An 18,222-nucleotide genomic window follows, 5' to 3' on the forward strand; every position below is an offset into this window, starting at 1 on the left:
GGATTGAACATCATGATTTCATTATTCACATTGATTCTGGCATTTTCAGCGTTGAGTTTTCCGACTTTTATGCTGTGTTTATGTTATCCCTTCAGCCGCAGGGCAGCTGTTTTCTGGTCTGATTTCATAACGAACAGAACCTCCCGTATTTTTTTTGCCATCCTTAAAATGTATCGGAAATTCAGTTTTATCGGCGGGCCAAAGGATAATCTGCCTGAGCATTTCGTAGTAATTTCCAATCATCAGAGTCTTCTTGATATTGTTGTATTCCTTAAGTATTTTTATCCTGAACGGATAGTACGCTTTGTTGCAAAGGATGCTCTTGGAAAAGTTCCAATGGTTGGAAAAATGCTCAGAAGTCAGGGACATTGCATGATTCCGAGAAAAGGCGGAGCAGGAATTGCAATGCGTTCTATTGAAGATTTTGGAAAAAGAATGCTTGTAAGAAAGCAGAACCCGATAATTTTTCCAGAGGGAACCCGAAGTCGTGACGGTTCTTTGGGACAGTTTTATTCAGCCGGTTTTAGAAGGCTTGAAGAAACTGTACGTCTGCCTGTTGTAGTCTGCGCACTGGACGGAGGATGGAAACTTTCAAGAATAGATGATATTTTTAAGAACCTGCACAGAGGTGCGTATAGGGTGAAAATTCTTAAAATTTATGATGCACCTTCTTCTAAGGATGAGGAAAAAAAGATACTTGAGGAAGCTCCGGTTCTTATTCAGGCTCAGCTTGATAAGTGGCGGGGTATGGCAGAAGATTCTGCAGAACTTTAGGTATGGTATAACAGGGGCAGGATATTGACGAGGGTTCTTTAATCGTGTATATTCTGACGCAATATCGATATTTTTATTTTGGAGGATAGTCATGGCAGGAGCCAGTAAAAACTCTCGTACAACTGTTGCAACTCAGAAATTTATCTGTCCTGATTGTGGTGGTGAAATTGTAATGAAGACAATTTGTGACAACGGCAGGGTTAGAAATATTGCTGAATGTTCAAAGTGCAAGCGCACAGAACGCAGACCTAAGGATTTTAAATAATTCTTAATCTTTTACTAAAAGAAACAGATTGCAAACTGTAGAAAAGCCTTCCGTGATTAGGAGGGCTTTTTTTATTGTGGCCGGGTGCATGTTTGCTACTTGACCATACTTTTGCATTATTATATCATCATTAAAGTTTTTTATGGGGGTATTCCTTTGGCTACAAAAAAGACTTCTGCTGAAAAGAAACATGCTGAAAGTGAAGTTCGTCACCTTCGCAATAAGGCAGTTAAATCTGAAGTGCATACAAGCGTAAGAAAATATCTTGAAGCAGTTCAGAAGAAAGATCAGGAACTTGCTCTTAAAAATCTGAGAGCCGTAGAATCTGAACTTGATAATGCCGGACGCAAAGGTGTTATGAAGCGTAATGCTGTATCACGTAAGAAGAGCCGCATGGCAAGACTTTACAACGTTACATTCGCTGCTTCAGCTGCAGCAGCTGAGTAAGAATGAGAAGGATGCTGGTAACACAGCATTCTTTTTTTTTTATCCGGAATGGAGATTTGCAGTCGTTATGGCAGGAAAAAAGATAACCAGGGCTGATCTGGTTGAGTCAGTTTATCAGAATACATCCTGTGAGCGTAAAGTCATTCAGGTTATTGTAGAATCATTTATTGAACAGTTAAAAATCAATCTTGCGGCTGCGAATACTGTTGAACTTCGTGGATTCGGTTCATTTGACATTCGCCTCAGAAAGGGACGGGAAAAGGCCAGAAATCCCAAAACTGGGGAAATACTTTCTGTTGCTTCCCGATATACGGCTGTTTTTAAGCCCGGGCAGGAATTAAAGAAACAGTTGTCGGATATTCCTGTAGATTCTGATATTTGAAATATTTTAGTCCTTATATAGGGCATTATTGAAAGAAAAGCTGTAAATTTGTAGAATAGACTCATGTTAAAAGAAAGTGGAAATATAACCGTATTTGGGGAAGAAACTGATTTTGAAGGTGAACTCGAATTTACGGATAATCTCGTTATAACTGGAAAATTTACCGGTACTATAAAAGCTACGGGAGCTTTGGAAATTGACAGAAATGCAGTCTGTAAGGTTGATAAAATTTCTGCAGCTTCCGTTATTGTTTCAGGAACTGTAGAGGGAAATATTGAGGGTTCTGAAAGTGTTGAGTTGTGTTCCGGCAGTTCAGTAAAAGGAGATATCAGTACTTCAAGAATCCGTATTGCAGAAAATGTTGAATTCGAAGGTCAGGTTTCAATGCTTGAAAACGGAAATCCTGATGAAGATATATTTTCTCTTGCATCAGATGAATATAAAAATTCTCTTGTAATAAAAACATCTGATATTCACTGAAAAAAAATTGCTTGATGTTGTTTTTTTAGGTAAATTTCATGTGTAAGGAAATTAAAATGGCAGAAACTCTCTTAAAAATTGATAATTTGAGTACAAATATAGGTGATAAGTCTATTCTTCACGGAATTTCTCTGGATATTGCACCCGGGGAGACTCATGTATTGATGGGACCTAATGGTGCAGGCAAGTCAACTCTCGGTTATACCCTGATGGGAAGTCCTGAGTATTCTATTGCCGGCGGAAAAATTTTTTTTAACGGTGAAGATGTTACGGAGCTTTCTGCTGATGGACGTGCAAAAAAAGGAATTTTTTTGAGTTTTCAGGAGCCTCTTGAAGTACCGGGAATTTCTCTTGAAAGTTTTATCCGTTCATCCATGACTCAGGTATCCGGAACAAAGGTTAAGCTTTTTGCATTTCAGAAAGAACTTGAGCGCTGCATGGATATTTTGAATATGAATCATTCCTATGCGGAAAGAGACCTTAATGTCGGTTTTTCCGGTGGTGAAAAAAAGAAGAGTGAAATTCTTCAGCTTCTCATGCTTAAACCTCGTCTTGCCATTCTTGATGAAACTGATTCCGGTCTTGATGTTGATGCCGTACGTACGGTTTCAAAGGGAATTGAGGAATATCAGAAATCAACAGGCGGTTCGCTTCTGATTATTACTCATTCTACACGTATCCTTGAGAGCCTTAAGGTTGACAGAACCCACATCATGGTAAAGGGACGTATTGTTCATTCTGGAGACGGTTCTTTAGTTCAGAAAATAAATGAAGAAGGTTTCGACCAGTTTATTCCTCAGGAAATTAAAGATGCTGAACGCAGGGAAAAGCTGGCTGCTGCTGCAAAGAATGCTATGGATGCCGTAAAGGCAAATGCAGCCCGTGAACTGGAGGGCCTTTCTATGGATGAGGTTAAGAAAAGTATTAACGGAGGCTCAAACTAAATGAGTGAAACTCCTGAAAAAAAATCTCAGGTTGCTGATATAGACAGATCTTTGTATGACTTTCGTTATGAAGAAAGTGATGAAGATTTTTATAAGATTCGTGCAGGACTTGATGAATCTATAGTGCAGAAAATCTCGGAAGAAAAAGGGGATCCTGAATGGATGAAGGAATGGAGGCTTAAGTCTCTCCGTCTTTATAATGAAATCAGGGAACCTGACTGGGGTCCGGATATCCGTGATCTTGATATTCAGAAAATCGTAACTTATGTAAAACCTAAAACGGACATGGCTGCAAAATGGCAGGATGTTCCGGATGATATAAAGAATACTTTTGAAAAACTGGGGATTCCTGAAGCAGAGCGCATGAGCCTTGCAGGAGTTGGAGCTCAGTATGATTCAGAACTGGTATATCATAACGTAAAGGATGAAGTTCTTAAGCAGGGCGTAATTTATACAGATTTTGAGAGTGCCCTTAAGAGTGAAGAATGGGGACCGATGGTTAAGGAATATTTCATGCATCTTGTTCCTCCTTCTGATCATAAATTTGCAGCCCTTCATGGAGCCCTCTGGTCTGGCGGAAGTTTTGTGTATGTTCCAAAAGGAGTAAAAGTAGATATTCCTCTGCAGTCTTATTTCCGTCTTAATGCTGCCGGAGCAGGACAGTTTGAGCATACCCTTATTATCGTGGATGAAGGGGCAGACCTTCACTTTATTGAAGGATGTTCAGCTCCTAAATATAACGTTGCAAATCTTCATGCCGGTTGTGTTGAACTTTATGTTAAGAAGAATGCCAGATTAAGGTATTCAACAATAGAAAACTGGTCTAAGAATATGTATAACCTTAACACCAAGCGTGCTGTAGTAGAAGAAAACGGCCGCATGGAGTGGGTAAGCGGAAGTTTTGGAAGTCATATTTCCTATCTTTATCCGACAACAATACTTAAGGGAGATAATGCTTCCTGTGAATTTACAGGGATTACTTTTGCAGGAGAAGGCCAGAACCTTGATACCGGTGCAAAGATGATTCACATCGGAAAGAATACTTCTACAGTCATAAATACAAAGTCCATATCAAAAAGCGGCGGTATATGTACTTACCGGTCATCGATTCAGGTTATGGAAGGGGCGTCTCATTCTAAAGCCAGCGTTGACTGTTCCAGCCTTATGCTTGATTCTGAAAGCCGTAGTGATACTGTTCCTGCAATGGATATCCGTACTGATGACTGTGATATAGGTCATGAAGCAAAAATCGGACGTATTTCGAATAAGGCTATATTTTATCTTATGAGCCGTGGAATTCCTGAGGATGAAGCTCGTGCCATGATTGTTTCTGGTTTTGCAAATCCTGTAAGTAAGGAACTTCCTCTGGAATATGCTGTAGAAATGAATAATCTCATTCAGCTTGAAATGAAAGGTTCAATGTAGGGAGGCGGGAAAATGAGTATTAAACTTGACGTTGATGTAAACCAGTTTCCGAGCCTTACCTGGAATTTTTTAAAGATAAACAGGGCTCATCTTGATTCTTCCCTTGAGAGTGATGCAGGATTTACAGCTGTCGTATCTAATGATGAACTTTCTCTTTCAGAAATACCTTTTAAATCTGTTTCTTCCGAAGTAAAGGCTGTAGAAACCGGTTTAGGAAGCAGTTTTGATGAGTCTTTTGATAAGTTTGCATCTGACGGAAAGACTGTTCTGGTTGAAATTCCAGAAAGCAGGGGATGTTCTTCCTGTCAGAAAATAAAGATAGAAATGGTTCATCATGATGGAGAATCAAAAGCAAAAGATTATGTAATTCATGCCCGTGAAGGTTCTGATGCCGTTGTAATTTTTACATTTAAAGGTGCGGAACTGAATGAAGGTGTTCTTGGTGCCCGTATTCGTGTAATTGCTGATGAAAATTCAAAAGTCAGGCTTTCTGCTGTTAATCTTTTAGGAAAAAAGGCCCTTCATTTTTTGAGTATCGGATCTCTCGTAAAGGATAATGCCTGTGTTGATGTAACAGAACTTGAACTGGGAGGGGCAAAAGTTTATTCAGGAAACAGACAGTCTCTTTCCGGTTATAAGTCGGTCTGCTCCGGACATACCGGTTATGTTGTAGAGCAGGGCTGTGAAGCAGACTTTAATTACGTAGCCCGTCATACAGGAAGGGAATCCGTAAGCATGATGGCCGTAGACGGGGTATGTCGTAATTCCTGCCGTAAAACATGGCGTGGAACAATTGATTTCGTAAAGGGATGCATTGATGCTAAAGGTGATGAACAGGAAAATGTTCTTCTTCTGTCTCCTGATGTTGTAAATAAAACCCTTCCGGTAATTCTTTGTGATGAGGAAGCTGTTGAAGGACGTCACGGGGCTTCCATAGGCCGTCTTGATAAGGATATTCTTTTTTATCTTCAGAGCCGCGGGGTAGACGAAAAAGAAGCAGGCAGACTGATGGTTTCGGCAAAAATCCGTTCTGTGTGCAGGTATATTCCTGATGAAGAGGTAAATGCCGGTGTAAATGCTTTTTTGGAAAGGGAGTTTGGAAAATAAAATGGGTTCTATAGATTTTAGAAAGGATTTTCCTTTTTTTGAAAGCAGTATTAATAAAGGTCTGGTTTATTTTGATAATGCAGCTACTTCCCAGAGACCTGCCTGTGTAAACAGGGCTGTTGAAGATTTTAATAATTTTAATAATGCAAATCCTCTCAGGGGACTTTATGATCTGAGTGTAAGGGCTACGGATCTTTATGAGAATGCCAGGGCAAAAGTTGCAGCTTTTTTAAATGCACCTTCTGATTCTCATATTATTTTTACCCGTAATGCAACGGAAAGCCTTAATCTTGTTGCGTATACTTATGGAATGGCTTTTGTTGAAGAGGGAGATGAGGTTGTAATATCCGCAATGGAGCATCATTCCAATATCCTTCCATGGCAGATGGTCTGTTCTGCAAAAAAAGCAAGGCTTGTCTGGCTGGAATGTGATGCTTCCGGAATAATTCCGGCTTCTGAATGGCAGACAAAAATAACTGCAAAAACAAAAATTGTTTCTGTTGCCCATGTTAGCAATGTATTTGGAATTACAAATCCTGTTAAGGAAATTGCTTCCTATGCCCATAAAGTCGGAAACGGTGGAAAAGGTGCCGTGATGATTGTAGACGGTGCTCAGAGCGTTCCCCACATGAAAGTTGATGTTCAGGATATCGGGGCTGATTTTCTTGCATTCAGCGGACATAAGGCACTTGGACCTATGGGAATCGGTGCACTTTATGCCAGGGAGAAGTTTCTTGAACAGATGCCGCCTTTCCTTCGCGGTGGAGAAATGATTGAATATGTTACCAGGGAGAGTGCGACATATGCAGAACTGCCTCACAAATTTGAGGCTGGTACCGTAAATGCCGGTGGAGCTGTAGGCCTTGCCGCTGCTCTGGATTATATTGAAAAGGTTGGCTTTGACTTCATAGAAAAAAATGATAATGCTCTTGCAGCTTTTATTATGAATGGCATGAAGACTATACCTCACGTGCATGTAATTGGAAATGATGATCCTGACAGGCATTGCGGTATAGTAACTTTTACTATTGATGATGTTCATCCTCATGATATTGCTTCCATGCTTTCCAGTGAGAATGTTGCAATCCGTGCCGGACATCACTGTGCCCAGCCTTTAATGCAGAAGCTTGGTGTTGGTTCTACTGCCCGCGCCAGTGTCTATTTTTATAATACTCAGAAAGAAGCAGAGGTTTTTCTTGAAAAACTTTCTGGTGTCCGAAAATGGATGGGGCTCAGTTAAAACTGCCTGAGCCTGCTGAAAGTGGCAGCAGTTATATTTTTTTTACAGGAAGCGGATATGGATTTAAAGTCTTTATATCAGGAAATATTAAACGAACATAATCTTCATCCTACTCACAAGGGAATTACTGAGAATGCAACCCTTACTCTTCAGGGGGTAAATCCAAGCTGCGGAGACAATATTTATCTTCAGCTTAAAATTGACGACAACGGAATTATTACAGATGGAAGCTTTAACGGTTCCGGTTGTGCCATTTCTCAGGCAAGTGTAGATATGATGCTTGATGATATAATCGGTCAGCCTAAGGAAGAAGCTCTTCGTCTTGCAGGTCTTTTTATGGATATGATTCAGGGAAAAGAGACGGATGATTCAAAAATAGAGGAACTCGATGAAGCGGCGTCCCTTAAAAATATCCGTACCATGCCTGCCCGTGTAAAATGTGCCGTTCTCGGCTGGAGAACAATGAAGGACATGCTTGAAAAAAATCATACAGAAGGTGAAGGCAGTCAGAGTCATTGTGATCTGTAATTTTTAAGCTTGTTTTTATACTTTATTTGCTTTTTACTTTCTGGCGTGGTAGTGTATTACATCATATGCAGCCTTGTCAGGAGTAAAAAATGGCTTCACTTAATCTTAAAAAGTATTTCTTTTTGTTTACTATTTCCTTTATCATGCTTTCCGGTCTTTCTGCCGGAGATTTTAGGGGAGATATAAAAAAACTTGATTCCTATATCCTTAAATGCCGGGAAGGAAGTCAGGAAAAGCCTGAAAAATATCAGATTAAGCCTTCTTCCGGTAATATTGATGCTTCTTTCTGGAGTAAACTTTCAGAATCTTTAAAAGCAAAATCTAACTGTATTTTTTATATAGATCTTTCAGCCCTGTCTGTTGCTGACGGGCAGGAAAATGATGACATTCCATATGAATCAATTAATTCAGTTAAAAGCCTTGGTGGAATAAAGCTGCCTTCCGGGCTTACATCTGTTTCTTCCAGATCTTTTGCAGCCTGTCCAAATCTTGAATATGTTTATTTTCCTCAGAATACAATTCATCATATAGGGTACAGAAGTTTTTCGTCCTGTCCTCTTCTTAAAGAAGTTTATCTTTATGATTTTGACGGGTATCTGGACGAAGCATTTAAGGACTGCGACAGCCTTAAGGTAATTCATATGCCGGATCATCCCATTTACTGTTCTTCTTCAGGGGGCTATTATCAGTATTCTTTTGGAAATACGCCTGTAGAAACTGTTGTTACCGCATCAAAGACCTTTACTTATGATGAATGGGTTGCTTATAACAGGATTATGGTTCCTGAGTATGTGAGAGTAAAGGAAGTCAGGGCAAGTTCTGCTCTGGAAGATAAGTATAAGGCAGATAATATCTGTAATGCCAGTTATGAATGCTGGGTAGAAGGTTCTTCTGGCGACGGAAGGGGTGAATGGATAGAACTTATTCTTGAAAAGCCTGTTACAATTGAGATGATTACAGTTAAAAACGGCTTTGGAAATCTTGCCTACTACTGGAAAAATAATCGTGTAAAAAAAGCCCGCTTCATTTTTGATGATGATGAAAAAAAATCCGTTTCTGTAGAGTTTAAGGACGATCCTTCTGCCGATAGTATTTACTTTGGAAAATATGATTCCCTTTGTTCTAAGGTTAAAATCGTAATCGAAGAGGTTTATCAGGGTAGTCTTGCTGATAATGACTGCTGTATTGATGAAATCTGTATTAATGCTGCAATTGACAGGCAGAGGGAATATGGAGCTTATTATTCAAGTGCTGAAATGATTTTCCGTTATGATCCTGAACGTAAGAGAATGCTTAAAGGCCTTTATGAGCTGGATGTTGGTTCTGAAAATGTAATGGAAAAGGATGGATTTATTCTTGCAAGGGCAGTTGACTGGGAAAGCGGAGAGAAATACTGGACAAGACCGAATTTTTCTTTAAGGGGCACGATGCTTGATGATTTTTTTCCAGGAACCGGAGCAGGTCATTCTACAAATCAGTATGCAATGTTCCTGAATCCTGACGGCAGGCATTATCTTTTTACCTGGCATGAGGAAACTGCCGGTTTGCCTGTCTCTTATGATCCCCGTCTTAAATTTTATGTGTGGGAAAATCAGAACTGGAATATAAAGGAATCTCTGGCCGGGGAAAAGTCTCTGGAAAATGTTCTTTACGTTCTTAAAAAATTAGAGGGCCGTTCCCTTAACTTCAGGTTCGATATTTCTGACATCTATTATTCCGGGGATTATTCCATGATTTTTAATGTTTATCCTTTGGAAAAACCTTCTTTTGCAGTTACCATGGAAATACCTTATGAGGATAATATTTTTATGCCTTATAAAAAGACTGCTGAATCCATTGCTGCTTTTGGAAGTCCGGAAGAGTTTAAGAAAGATGACAGCCTTTATAAGGAACTTGAAAAGTGTAAGGCAGAAAATACAAATCTTCTTCTCTATTCTGCAGCCTTTAATGAAGACCCTGCTATGAGTGAATATCTCATTAAGTGTGGTTTTGCAGTTGCAGGCAGGACTGTTGAGGATGATTATTATGGGGAGAAGGGTATGTCTGCCCTGGAAGCTTGGAAGTATGGAGGTAATAATGAGCAGGTTGCAGCCATTCTTTTAAAACATGGAGCTTCCTATTCAGAAAAAATGCTTATTTCTGCCTTTACCATGGATGACAGGGCTGAGTTTGAAAAGACAGCTCCCCTTGTAACTTCCTACAATGAAACCCTGGATCATATTACCTTCCAGATAGGCCGGGAGGATAATGAAAAAATTAAGTATTATTTTTCAGTCCTTAATAAGCTTGGCCTTGATTTTGAAGGGGAATGTAAAAAGAATTCTTCGAAAAAGGAATATTCCAGAAGTCCAATGGGAGCTTCAATTAACATGCTCGACCTTGATATGGCAAAGTATTTTCTTTCTTTAGGAATGAAGATACCTGAAAATATTTATGATTATACCCCTTTGTTTTATCTGGCTGAAAGATATACAGAGTGTATGCGGGAGCGGGATTATTATCTGGCTGCAGGTTATTCAGCAGATGCAGCCTCTTATGCAGAGTCCGGTAAAAAAGCTATGGACATGATTTTCTGGCTTTTTTCTGAGGGAGTTTCTGCCGGAAGCTGTAATTCATCGGGTGAAAATATCCTTCATAAATTTGCGGAAGAAGAAATTAATGGCTATGTGCTTGAAATAGTCCGTCTTTATATTAAGCATGGCCTGGACCTGAATGCAGTTTCTAAGGCAGGAAAACATCCTCTTGAAGTATTCCTTGAAGAAACTTACAGGAAAAAGGTTTACAACTGGGACAGTGATGAAGATGATGATATTACGGAAGACAGTCAGGTATGGACAAAGGAAGAAATGGAATTTCAGAATCTTCTTCTTGATTCAGGAGCCTGGGCTGAATATGCCCTCTATTACCTGATTAAAGAATATGATGCAGCTGATCTTGTTAATAAAAACTGTATTACCGGCAGAAAATTTAACTGGTATTTTGATAAGGCTAAGGGAAGGAATATAATTGCTAATTCCATGCATTATAATGATACAAATGAAAAGTCTGTACTGCTTATTCTGCTGGAGAAATACAGATCTGATCCTGTTTCTTCTTCCATCTTAATAAAAAAATTCCTTGATGCAGGATATTCAACGGATGGAATTATATATTACAACAGGGAATGGACCTGCTTTGAGTATTTTTTCTTTAATAGTTTTAGTTTTTGTGATCTGACTGATGAAAATTCTTCACTTTACAAGGAAACATTCAGTCTTCTTATGGAACGTGAAGATAAAGCTAAGGTACAGGCTGCATTAGATAAAGTTTTTGAAGATTTACTGTCAAATATTTATTTTGATATTCTGCCTGAAGACCTTTTTGAAAAAGTTTCTTTTTTGATTGAATGTGGTGCAGACTGGAATAAGACTGTTGAAAAAAAGTATGAGGACAGAAAGGTTAAAAAATGTCCGGATCTTCTTGTATCCTGTGGTCCTGACATCTGGGATTTTCCTTTTGAGTATCTTGAAGAAATTGCCTATGATGACGATTACGAGTTTTATTATGATGAATCAAAAATGACGGAAGAGGATTTTAAACTTCTTGATGAAGGAGCCCTTCCTTATATAAAGACCTGCCGCTATCTTATAGAGCTTGGGGCAGGGGATGTACTTACGGAAAAGGCATTTAAAAAAGCCGGGGTTCCAGAAAGGGTTTACAGACGTATTTTTGAATAGGTTTTATCAGGACAAAAAAAAGCTGCAGATGTTAAAGTGTCCGGCAAAGGGGGCACTTCAAAAACATTACTGCAGCTTTTTTTATATATCTGTTTACAAAAGGTAATTATTTCTTGTTTACAGCATCCTTAAGAGCTTTTCCTGCCTTGAATTTTGGAGCTTTTGCTGCAGGAATATGAATCTTTTCTTTTGTGAGAGGGTTGATTCCGTCTCTTGCTGCACGCTCTGATACTGTGAAGGTTCCAAAGCCTACGAGAGCAACGTCATCACCTGAAGATATAGCTTTTGTTACGTTTTCGATAAAAGATTTAATAGCTGCGTCTGCATCTTTTTTTGTAAGACCTGTGTCTTTTGCAATAGCGTCAACTAATTCTGTTCTTTTCATTTTATTCTCCTAAATTATTAATTCCGGAAGAATCCTCCGAAGTCTGATTTTTCAATTATACATCAGTGCGGGCTAAATTTCTAGTCTAATTATAGATTTTGATATGATAAAACTTTTATTTATTTATAAAAAAAATAGTAATTGCTATTGACAAAAAAAATATAATTTTATATATTCTTCTTACTTCATTTGGAGGATTAGCTCAGTTGGTACGAGCGTCTGGTTTACACCCAGAATGTCGGGGGTTCGATCCCCTCATCCTCCATCTGTTACGGGATGTAGCGCAGCTGGTAGCGCATCTGGTTTGGGACCAGAGGGTCGCAGGTTCGAATCCTGTCATCCCGACTTTTTTTCCTTTCTTTTTTTACGGAATTTCTTTAAGTTTAATCCCATTAGATATTTTTAATTTTTAGATGGAGTTTATATGGCTATTATCAGACGCCGCTCTACGGAATCAAAGGAAACTGAAAAATCTCAGACTGAACAGGTAAATGGTTCTGAAACAGCAGATGCTGTGGAAGAAAAACAGGAAGAAGTAAAACCTAAGCGCCGCAGGGTTGTAAAAAAAGCTGCTGCGGAAACAGAAGAGGCTGCAGCTTCTCCTGAACCTCAGGAAGAATCTGTTGCTGCTGATTCCCCTGCTGTTGAGCCGGTAAGTGAACCGGTTGCAGTTGAAACTCCCGCTGAAGGAGAAAACACATCTGCAGAAAATACTGCTCAGGCAGAACACACGGAACATGCTGAACGTTCGGAGCAGGGAGAGGCTTCAGCAGAACCTGTCAGGGAGTATCAGCCCCGCCGCTGGCAGAATAACCGCTATCAGAATAACGGATATCAGAATAATTCTTATCAGAATAACGGACGTTATAACAATCGTCGCTATAATAATTATAGAAATAACGAACGGAATCTTCAGGAGCGTTTAGAGGCTGTTGAAGCTGCACAGAAAATAGAAAATCCTGAAGAATATGAATCAAAACCACGTCTTGAAATAAATAATCTGACAAAAATGAGTATGCCGGAATTGAGAAATCTTGCTACTCAGTATGGTCTGCTTGCAGATGATCTTGCTCCTATGAAAAAGCAGGATTTGATTTTCTGGATTCTGAAGGCTCATACAGAACACGGTGGAATTATTTTTGCCAGCGGAGCTCTGGAGATTCTTCCTGACGGTTATGGTTTCTTACGTTCGCCGCAGAACAGTTATCTTCCTGGATCTGATGATATTTATATTTCTCCAAGTCAGATCCGTCTTTTTAATCTTAAGACCGGAGATACTATTTACGGTCAGATTAGAAGTCCTAAAGAAGGTGAAAGATTTTTTGCACTTCTTCGTATTGAGACTGTAAATTTTGATGATCCAAGGGTTGCTCAGACAAGAGTTCCTTTTGAGAATCTTACACCTCTTTATCCGAATGAAAAACTCAGCCTTGAAACGGTTTCTACGGAATTAAGTACCCGTATAGTAGATTTGTTTGCACCTATAGGTAAAGGACAGCGTCTTTTGATTGTTGCTCCTCCTAAAGCAGGAAAGACAACCCTCATGCAGAAGGTTGCAAATGCAATAACTACAAACAATCCGGAAGTATACCTTATCGTTCTCCTCATTGATGAACGTCCTGAGGAAGTTACGGAAATGGAAAGAGCCATTAAGGGAGAAGTTATTTCTTCTACATTCGATGAACAGGCTACCCGTCATGTTCAGGTTGCAGAAATGGTTCTTGAAAAGGCAAAGCGTCTTGTTGAGCATAAAAAAGACGTTGTAATTCTTCTTGATTCCATTACACGTCTGGCACGTGCTTATAACCAGACGGTTCCTACATCAGGAAAGGTTCTTTCCGGTGGTGTTGATTCAAATGCACTTCATAAGCCGAAGAGATTTTTTGGTGCTGCCCGTAATGTAGAAGAGGGTGGTTCCCTTACGATTATTTCTACATCCCTTATTGAAACCGGAAGCCGTATGGATGAGGTTATTTTTGAAGAATTCAAGGGAACCGGTAACTCGGAAATCGATCTTGACAGAAAACTTGCTGAGAGAAGGCTTTTCCCGGCAATTAACATTAAAAAGTCTGGTACAAGACGTGAGGAACTTCTGCTTACTGAAGCTGAACTTCAGAAAATGTGGGTTCTCCGTAAAGTGCTGAACCCTATGGAAGATGCAGATATTCTTGAACTTATAATGGATAAAATGCGTAAGTCAAAGGATAATAATGCGTTCCTTTCAATGATGAATACCGGCACGGCCGGTGAATGACGGTCAGGTTTCTGACAGGCATTTATTGACTAAACGGAATGTTTCCCTTATATTTTAGGGAACAAATAAATTTTCTTGTGGCTGCAATTTGCTTCCTAACAGTGATGGAATGATAGATGTGCCTTTTTTTTGCACAAGCTAGTGGTGACTGGGGTTGCTTTGCTGTCGGGCAAGACAGGAGTTACATTATGAAAGAGGGAATCCACCCTGAGTACAAACTTACAAAGATTACTTGTGTATGTGGCAACGTAATCGAAACACGTTCAACTGTTGAGGATATCAAAGTTGAAATCTGTTCTGCATGCCATCCTTTCTATACAGGAAAGCAGAAACTTGTTGATACTGCCGGACGTATCGACCGCTTCAACAAGCGCTATGGCATGAAGACTGCTGAAACAAAATAAGTTTGTCTTGCATGACATAAGACCGCCTTTTATGCAATTATTCTGCGTAAAGGGCGGTTTTTTGTTTTAAAACATTTTTTTACTGCTTTGCATTGAAAATTTCTGCGAGCATTTCCCTGAGGGGCTTTTTTTCTGATTTTAGAGGGAAGAGAAATCTTGTTTTCTGAAGGAACTCTTCGTTTTTCTTTCTGAATGAGTTTTTGAGGTTTTCGTAACGGATGATTATTTTTTCTTCCTTTGCGTATTTTCTTATTTTTGCAGAGAGATTGAATGTATAGCACAGATCCATGAAGAAAATTCCGTAGAAAAATCCTACTGTAAAACTGAAAGTCAGATGGTTTGTAAACCAGTAAAGCCAGGAAAGAATCTTCGGGTGAATCAGAAAGTAATAAACTGCGCTTAGAATTATCCAGTAAAACGAATACTGAAGGCAGATGATTCCCTTTATGTTGAACCGGTTTCTGCTGTAATCCCAGAGTTTAATGTTCATTCCCTTGATGAAAATAAGACCTGCAACGTATTCGATACAGGTTATGCAGACTGCCATGAATATGAACAGTACGGTTTTCTGTAATCCTGGGGATTTAATGAAACTTACATCAGTGAAGGAAAGCAGAAAAAGAATTATAAGGCTTAGTCCGTAAAGCGGGAGGTATGGTCCCGTAAGAAAGCCGGGGTTTATCCATTTCTTTTCCGGGTTATTTTTTGAAAAGAATCTGCGCCAGAATACTTCCAGTATCCATCCCAGCGTGCTGCCGGTAAAAAAGAGAAAGGCCAGTACAAGTAAAATATTCATATTTTCTCCTTTAAAGCCGCAACGGCAGTTGTGCGACATGGATGTCGCAGACAGCGAATGCAGGCTTTAGAATGCATTCGCACAAGATAAAAAGTACAGGGAAGTACTTTTTATCTTGCCTCCTTATAAAGCCACAACTAAAGCAGTGCAAATTTTATTGAAGCGAGAGTTTCCAGCATCTGTGGATTTTTTTATTTCTGTAGTCTTCAGGAATGGTTGAAGCCGTTATGTCCTGTGTTTTTGTTTTTTCAGGAAGAAGAGTTTCATCAAAAATAAGTCGCCTGCTGTTTGTAGAAAAATATAGAATTCCGTCTTTGTTGAGAAGGTTCAGGCATTTTTTTACAAGTTCACTCCAGTCCCGGTTAATATCCAGGGTATGTTCCGTCCTTTTTGAATTGGAAAATGTCGGCGGATCAAGAATTATTATGTCAAACCTGTTTTTTCTTTCTGAATCAGGAACTTCTGCATTCATCTGGTTCAGAAAGCCATTTACGTCCTGTCTTATGAATGAGAAGCGGCTTTCGTCTGTAAATCCATTAGCTGCCATGTTTTTCTTCGCCCATTCAAGGTAAGTGTTGCTCATGTCAACGCTTGTTACTCTTTTTGCGCCTCCTTCTGCCGCATATACGGAAAAACTTCCGGTATAGCAGAAAAGGTTGAGGACTGTTTTTCCTTTGCAGGTTTCCCGTACTGTTTTTCTTAAAGGCCTGTGGTCAAAAAAAAGTCCCGTATCCAGATAATCTTCAAGATTTATAAGAAAAAGCTGCCCCTGTTCCTGGGTAAGGCGTAAAATGTTGCGGGACTGTTCTGTTTTTTCATACTGACTGCGCTTTTCGCCGTCACTTTGCTTTCGTCTTGTTTTTATTATTACTGATTCCCTGTTTATTTCCAGAATTTCAGATGCTGCTTCCGCCATGGTGTCAAGCCATACTTCTTCTTCCGAATCGTCTTTTTCGTAGGGACGTTCATAAAGGTAGAGGAGAAGGTATGTTCTCTGGTTTTCTTCCTGTATTATTCCTGCAGCCTCAGGAGAATTGTCAGAAATCATCTGGTTTCGTTTATTTATGTAAAGAAAAGCGTCTTCCTTTGATTCTGTATCCGGAGGAAGAAAGGTGTAAATATCTGCAGCCAGAGGAATTTCCGGTATGTCCCGGTCATAAAGTCTGTAGCAGCTTATTCTGTTTTTGCGGGCCCACTTTTTTAAGGTCTTGAAGTTTTTTGCAAGACGGTTTTTGAAAAGTTCAGCCTGCTGCCTGTTTTTCTGTTCTGTTTTTACGCTAGTATTCACACCGGTGATTATATCATATCAGGGGATTTTTGTTACAGTGGCTGCAGTAATATATGTACATAATGTGCTTAAAATGCTAAAATAGAAGCGGTGGGTAGTGAATTAGACTCAATTTTTTTTAATATATTCTGTTTGTTTATTTATTTTTTTGACCAATAAATTTTTAGGAAAATATATGAAATTTAGTGAATTTACGTTGAATGAAAATCTCCAGAAGGGGATTGACGGTGCCGGTTATGTTGATTGTACTCCGGTACAGGAACAGGTTCTTAATGCCAGTCAGCAGGGGCGGGATCTGTATGTTCAGAGCCAGACTGGAACTGGAAAAACAGCGGCTTTTCTTATTTCGGTTATCAATGAAATGCTGACGAGAACGGATCTTGCTGCCAGAAAAGCGCTTATCATGGTTCCTACAAGGGAACTTGCAGTTCAGGTGGAAGAGGAATGTGTAAAGCTTTCAAAAGATACAGGCCTTACATGTGCAAGTTTTTACGGTGGTGTCGGTTATGACAGGCAGGTAGCACTTCTTAAAAAAGGTGTGGATATTATCATAGGAACTCCTGGTCGTGTCATAGACCTCCATGAAGGTAATCAGATGAATCTGTCTGATATAGGTTTTCTCGTTATTGATGAAGCTGACCGTATGTTTGACATGGGATTTTATCCTGAACTCAGCAGGCTTATAAAGGTTCTTCCTTCAAGTGAAAGAAGACAGACCATGCTGTTTTCGGCTACCCTGAACATTAATGTAAAGAATCTTGCGTGGGAATATACCAGAAATCCTGCAGAAATTACCATTGAGGCTCAGAATATCACTGTAGATGAGATAGATCAGGTGCTTTATCACGTTTCCAGTGATGATAAGATGAAGCTTCTTCTTGGAATAATTTCCAGAGAAAATCCTGAAAGTCTTATTATTTTCAGTAATACTAAAAAATCCTGTGAAATCATTGCAAAGCGCCTGCGCATGAATTCCATTGAAGCAGAGTTTATTATTGGTGATCTTCCTCAGAAAAAGCGTCTGGCCATTATGGATTCGTTTAAGGCCGGAAAGACAAAATGTCTTGTTGCTACTGATGTAGCAGCCCGTGGAATTGATGTAAATGATCTTGCAATGGTTATTAATTATGATCTTCCGAATGAAGCTGAAAATTATGTACATCGAATCGGACGTACAGCCCGTGCCGGAAAATCAGGAAAGGCATATACTTTCTGCAGTGAACAGGATGTTTATTCTCTTCCTGCCATTGAGCGTTATATTGAAAAGCAGATTCCTTCCCAGGTAGCTGATTCATCTCTTATGGTTGAAGATAAAAGTGCCGGAACTTATATAAAGCTTGATTCATATCATGAAGACTATAATGATAAAAGCGAGTTTGGAAAGAGACGGCAGCGGGAATATGAAAAAAGCGGAAGAAGCCGTAACCGCGGTAATGACCGTTCTAAGGGAACCAGGGGAAGCGGCCGTTATTCAGCCAGAAATGATGATGCCAGAAAAGAATATAAACGGGACAGGCGTGTATTTAGTGAAGAAGAAACTGCAGCTCTTGCTTCTATGACTACGGAAGAAAGAATGAAACTGTACAAAGAAAAATTTGGAAAAGCATCATATTCTTCTGCCCGTACTTCAGGTAAAAAGAAGGGCGGAAACTATAAAAAGAATGGCGCTGCAAGGAAATCTTCAGAGAAAACTGTTTTGAAGCCTGTAAAAAAGACAGAAAGAAAAGGTCTTTTTGGCAGAATCAAATCTTTCTTTTCAAAAAAATAAAAAAAGATTCATCAGAGTT

Annotated in this window: 17 protein-coding genes and 2 tRNA genes; 16 read left to right on the top strand and 3 right to left on the bottom strand. The window is 39.4% G+C overall.

All coding sequences use genetic code 11. The features are described 5' to 3' along the window. Positions 1 to 69 precede the first annotated feature (69 nt). From HNP77_RS02500 to HNP77_RS02550, 11 genes are all read left to right on the top strand, one after another. Complete coding sequence (locus tag HNP77_RS02500; protein WP_246428841.1) at positions 70 to 774, top strand: lysophospholipid acyltransferase family protein; 705 nt, start codon at positions 70 to 72, stop codon at positions 772 to 774. A gap of 91 nt (positions 775 to 865) precedes the next feature. Then, positions 866 to 1,039, top strand: a complete 174-nt coding sequence (locus tag HNP77_RS02505) for a hypothetical protein (RefSeq protein ID WP_184651580.1) — start codon at positions 866 to 868, stop codon at positions 1,037 to 1,039. A gap of 156 nt (positions 1,040 to 1,195) precedes the next feature. Further along, positions 1,196 to 1,486, top strand: a complete 291-nt coding sequence (gene rpsT, locus HNP77_RS02510) for a 30S ribosomal protein S20 (protein WP_184651581.1) — start codon at positions 1,196 to 1,198, stop codon at positions 1,484 to 1,486. After that, positions 1,407 to 1,868: an HU family DNA-binding protein gene (locus HNP77_RS02515; protein WP_281393456.1), complete on the top strand. Its 462-nt coding sequence runs from the start codon at positions 1,407 to 1,409 to the stop codon at positions 1,866 to 1,868. The genes rpsT and HNP77_RS02515 overlap by 80 nt, the downstream gene beginning before the upstream one ends. 63 nt (positions 1,869 to 1,931) lie before the next feature. Further along, on the top strand, positions 1,932 to 2,348 hold the full coding sequence (locus HNP77_RS02520) for a bactofilin family protein (protein WP_184651583.1): 417 nt from the start codon (positions 1,932 to 1,934) through the stop codon (positions 2,346 to 2,348). 56 nt (positions 2,349 to 2,404) lie between these two features. Further along, positions 2,405 to 3,292, top strand: coding sequence for a Fe-S cluster assembly ATPase SufC (gene sufC / locus HNP77_RS02525; RefSeq protein ID WP_184651584.1), 888 nt, complete (start codon positions 2,405 to 2,407; stop codon positions 3,290 to 3,292). After that, a complete protein-coding gene (sufB, locus tag HNP77_RS02530) occupies positions 3,293 to 4,717 on the top strand; it encodes a Fe-S cluster assembly protein SufB (protein ID WP_184651585.1) in 1,425 nt (474 codons plus the stop codon). A 12-nt stretch (positions 4,718 to 4,729) separates the two neighbouring features. Continuing rightward, positions 4,730 to 5,824, top strand: a complete 1,095-nt coding sequence (locus HNP77_RS02535) for a SufB/SufD family protein (RefSeq protein WP_184651586.1) — start codon at positions 4,730 to 4,732, stop codon at positions 5,822 to 5,824. Next, a complete protein-coding gene (locus HNP77_RS02540) occupies positions 5,814 to 7,064 on the top strand; it encodes a SufS family cysteine desulfurase (RefSeq protein ID WP_343042507.1) in 1,251 nt (416 codons plus the stop codon). Before HNP77_RS02535 ends, HNP77_RS02540 begins: the two co-directional genes overlap by 11 nt. Before the next feature lie 57 nt (positions 7,065 to 7,121). Further along, positions 7,122 to 7,592 carry a Fe-S cluster assembly sulfur transfer protein SufU gene (gene sufU / locus HNP77_RS02545; RefSeq protein ID WP_184651587.1) on the top strand — a complete coding sequence of 157 codons (471 nt, stop codon included), beginning with the start codon at positions 7,122 to 7,124 and terminating at the stop codon, positions 7,590 to 7,592. 89 nt (positions 7,593 to 7,681) lie between these two features. After that, positions 7,682 to 11,308, top strand: coding sequence for an NADase-type glycan-binding domain-containing protein (locus HNP77_RS02550; protein ID WP_184651588.1), 3,627 nt, complete (start codon positions 7,682 to 7,684; stop codon positions 11,306 to 11,308). Between the two features lie 106 nt (positions 11,309 to 11,414). Here the strand turns inward: HNP77_RS02550 and HNP77_RS02555 are convergent, their stop codons facing one another. Further along, complete coding sequence (locus HNP77_RS02555) at positions 11,415 to 11,693, bottom strand: HU family DNA-binding protein (RefSeq protein ID WP_184651589.1); 279 nt, start codon at positions 11,691 to 11,693, stop codon at positions 11,415 to 11,417. Between the two features lie 191 nt (positions 11,694 to 11,884). On the opposite strand from HNP77_RS02555, the gene HNP77_RS02560 reads away from it, so the two are divergent. The 4 genes from HNP77_RS02560 to rpmE all read left to right on the top strand — a co-directional run bounded on the left by HNP77_RS02560 (position 11,885) and on the right by rpmE (position 14,351). Continuing rightward, positions 11,885 to 11,958, top strand: a tRNA-Val gene (locus tag HNP77_RS02560). 7 nt (positions 11,959 to 11,965) lie between these two features. Next, positions 11,966 to 12,038: transfer RNA gene (locus HNP77_RS02565), tRNA-Pro, on the top strand. A 79-nt stretch (positions 12,039 to 12,117) separates the two neighbouring features. Next, on the top strand, positions 12,118 to 13,947 hold the full coding sequence (gene rho, locus HNP77_RS02570) for a transcription termination factor Rho (RefSeq protein WP_184651590.1): 1,830 nt from the start codon (positions 12,118 to 12,120) through the stop codon (positions 13,945 to 13,947). A 188-nt stretch (positions 13,948 to 14,135) separates the two neighbouring features. Then, entirely contained in the window at positions 14,136 to 14,351 is a 216-nt protein-coding gene (gene rpmE / locus HNP77_RS02575) for a 50S ribosomal protein L31 (protein ID WP_184651591.1), read from the top strand. Between the two features lie 79 nt (positions 14,352 to 14,430). On the opposite strand, the gene HNP77_RS02580 is transcribed toward rpmE, so the two are convergent. Both HNP77_RS02580 and HNP77_RS02585 read right to left on the bottom strand, forming a co-directional pair. Next, entirely contained in the window at positions 14,431 to 15,147 is a 717-nt protein-coding gene (locus tag HNP77_RS02580) for a putative ABC transporter permease (protein WP_184651592.1), read from the bottom strand. A gap of 154 nt (positions 15,148 to 15,301) precedes the next feature. Then, a complete protein-coding gene (locus tag HNP77_RS02585) occupies positions 15,302 to 16,435 on the bottom strand; it encodes a class I SAM-dependent methyltransferase (protein ID WP_184651593.1) in 1,134 nt (377 codons plus the stop codon). 175 nt (positions 16,436 to 16,610) lie between these two features. On the opposite strand from HNP77_RS02585, the gene HNP77_RS02590 reads away from it, so the two are divergent. After that, a complete protein-coding gene (locus tag HNP77_RS02590; RefSeq protein ID WP_184651594.1) occupies positions 16,611 to 18,203 on the top strand; it encodes a DEAD/DEAH box helicase in 1,593 nt (530 codons plus the stop codon). The last annotated feature ends 19 nt before the right edge of the window (positions 18,204 to 18,222 follow it).

The sequence above is a fragment of the Treponema rectale genome (assembly GCF_014202035.1).
In the GTDB taxonomy this organism is placed as follows: Bacteria; Spirochaetota; Spirochaetia; order Treponematales; family Treponemataceae; genus Treponema_D; species Treponema_D rectale.

Coding starts and splice junctions, on each gene's coding strand:
- HNP77_RS02500 (WP_246428841.1), top strand. CDS start 70: ATGCTGTGTTTATGTTATCCCTTCAGCCGCAGGGCAGCTGTTTTCTGG.
- HNP77_RS02505 (WP_184651580.1), top strand. CDS start 866: ATGGCAGGAGCCAGTAAAAACTCTCGTACAACTGTTGCAACTCAGAAA.
- HNP77_RS02515 (WP_281393456.1), top strand. CDS start 1,407: ATGCTGTATCACGTAAGAAGAGCCGCATGGCAAGACTTTACAACGTTA.
- HNP77_RS02520 (WP_184651583.1), top strand. CDS start 1,932: ATGTTAAAAGAAAGTGGAAATATAACCGTATTTGGGGAAGAAACTGAT.
- sufC (WP_184651584.1), top strand. CDS start 2,405: ATGGCAGAAACTCTCTTAAAAATTGATAATTTGAGTACAAATATAGGT.
- sufB (WP_184651585.1), top strand. CDS start 3,293: ATGAGTGAAACTCCTGAAAAAAAATCTCAGGTTGCTGATATAGACAGA.
- HNP77_RS02535 (WP_184651586.1), top strand. CDS start 4,730: ATGAGTATTAAACTTGACGTTGATGTAAACCAGTTTCCGAGCCTTACC.
- sufU (WP_184651587.1), top strand. CDS start 7,122: ATGGATTTAAAGTCTTTATATCAGGAAATATTAAACGAACATAATCTT.
- HNP77_RS02550 (WP_184651588.1), top strand. CDS start 7,682: ATGGCTTCACTTAATCTTAAAAAGTATTTCTTTTTGTTTACTATTTCC.
- HNP77_RS02555 (WP_184651589.1), bottom strand. CDS start 11,693: ATGAAAAGAACAGAATTAGTTGACGCTATTGCAAAAGACACAGGTCTT.
- rho (WP_184651590.1), top strand. CDS start 12,118: ATGGCTATTATCAGACGCCGCTCTACGGAATCAAAGGAAACTGAAAAA.
- rpmE (WP_184651591.1), top strand. CDS start 14,136: ATGAAAGAGGGAATCCACCCTGAGTACAAACTTACAAAGATTACTTGT.
- HNP77_RS02580 (WP_184651592.1), bottom strand. CDS start 15,147: ATGAATATTTTACTTGTACTGGCCTTTCTCTTTTTTACCGGCAGCACG.
- HNP77_RS02590 (WP_184651594.1), top strand. CDS start 16,611: ATGAAATTTAGTGAATTTACGTTGAATGAAAATCTCCAGAAGGGGATT.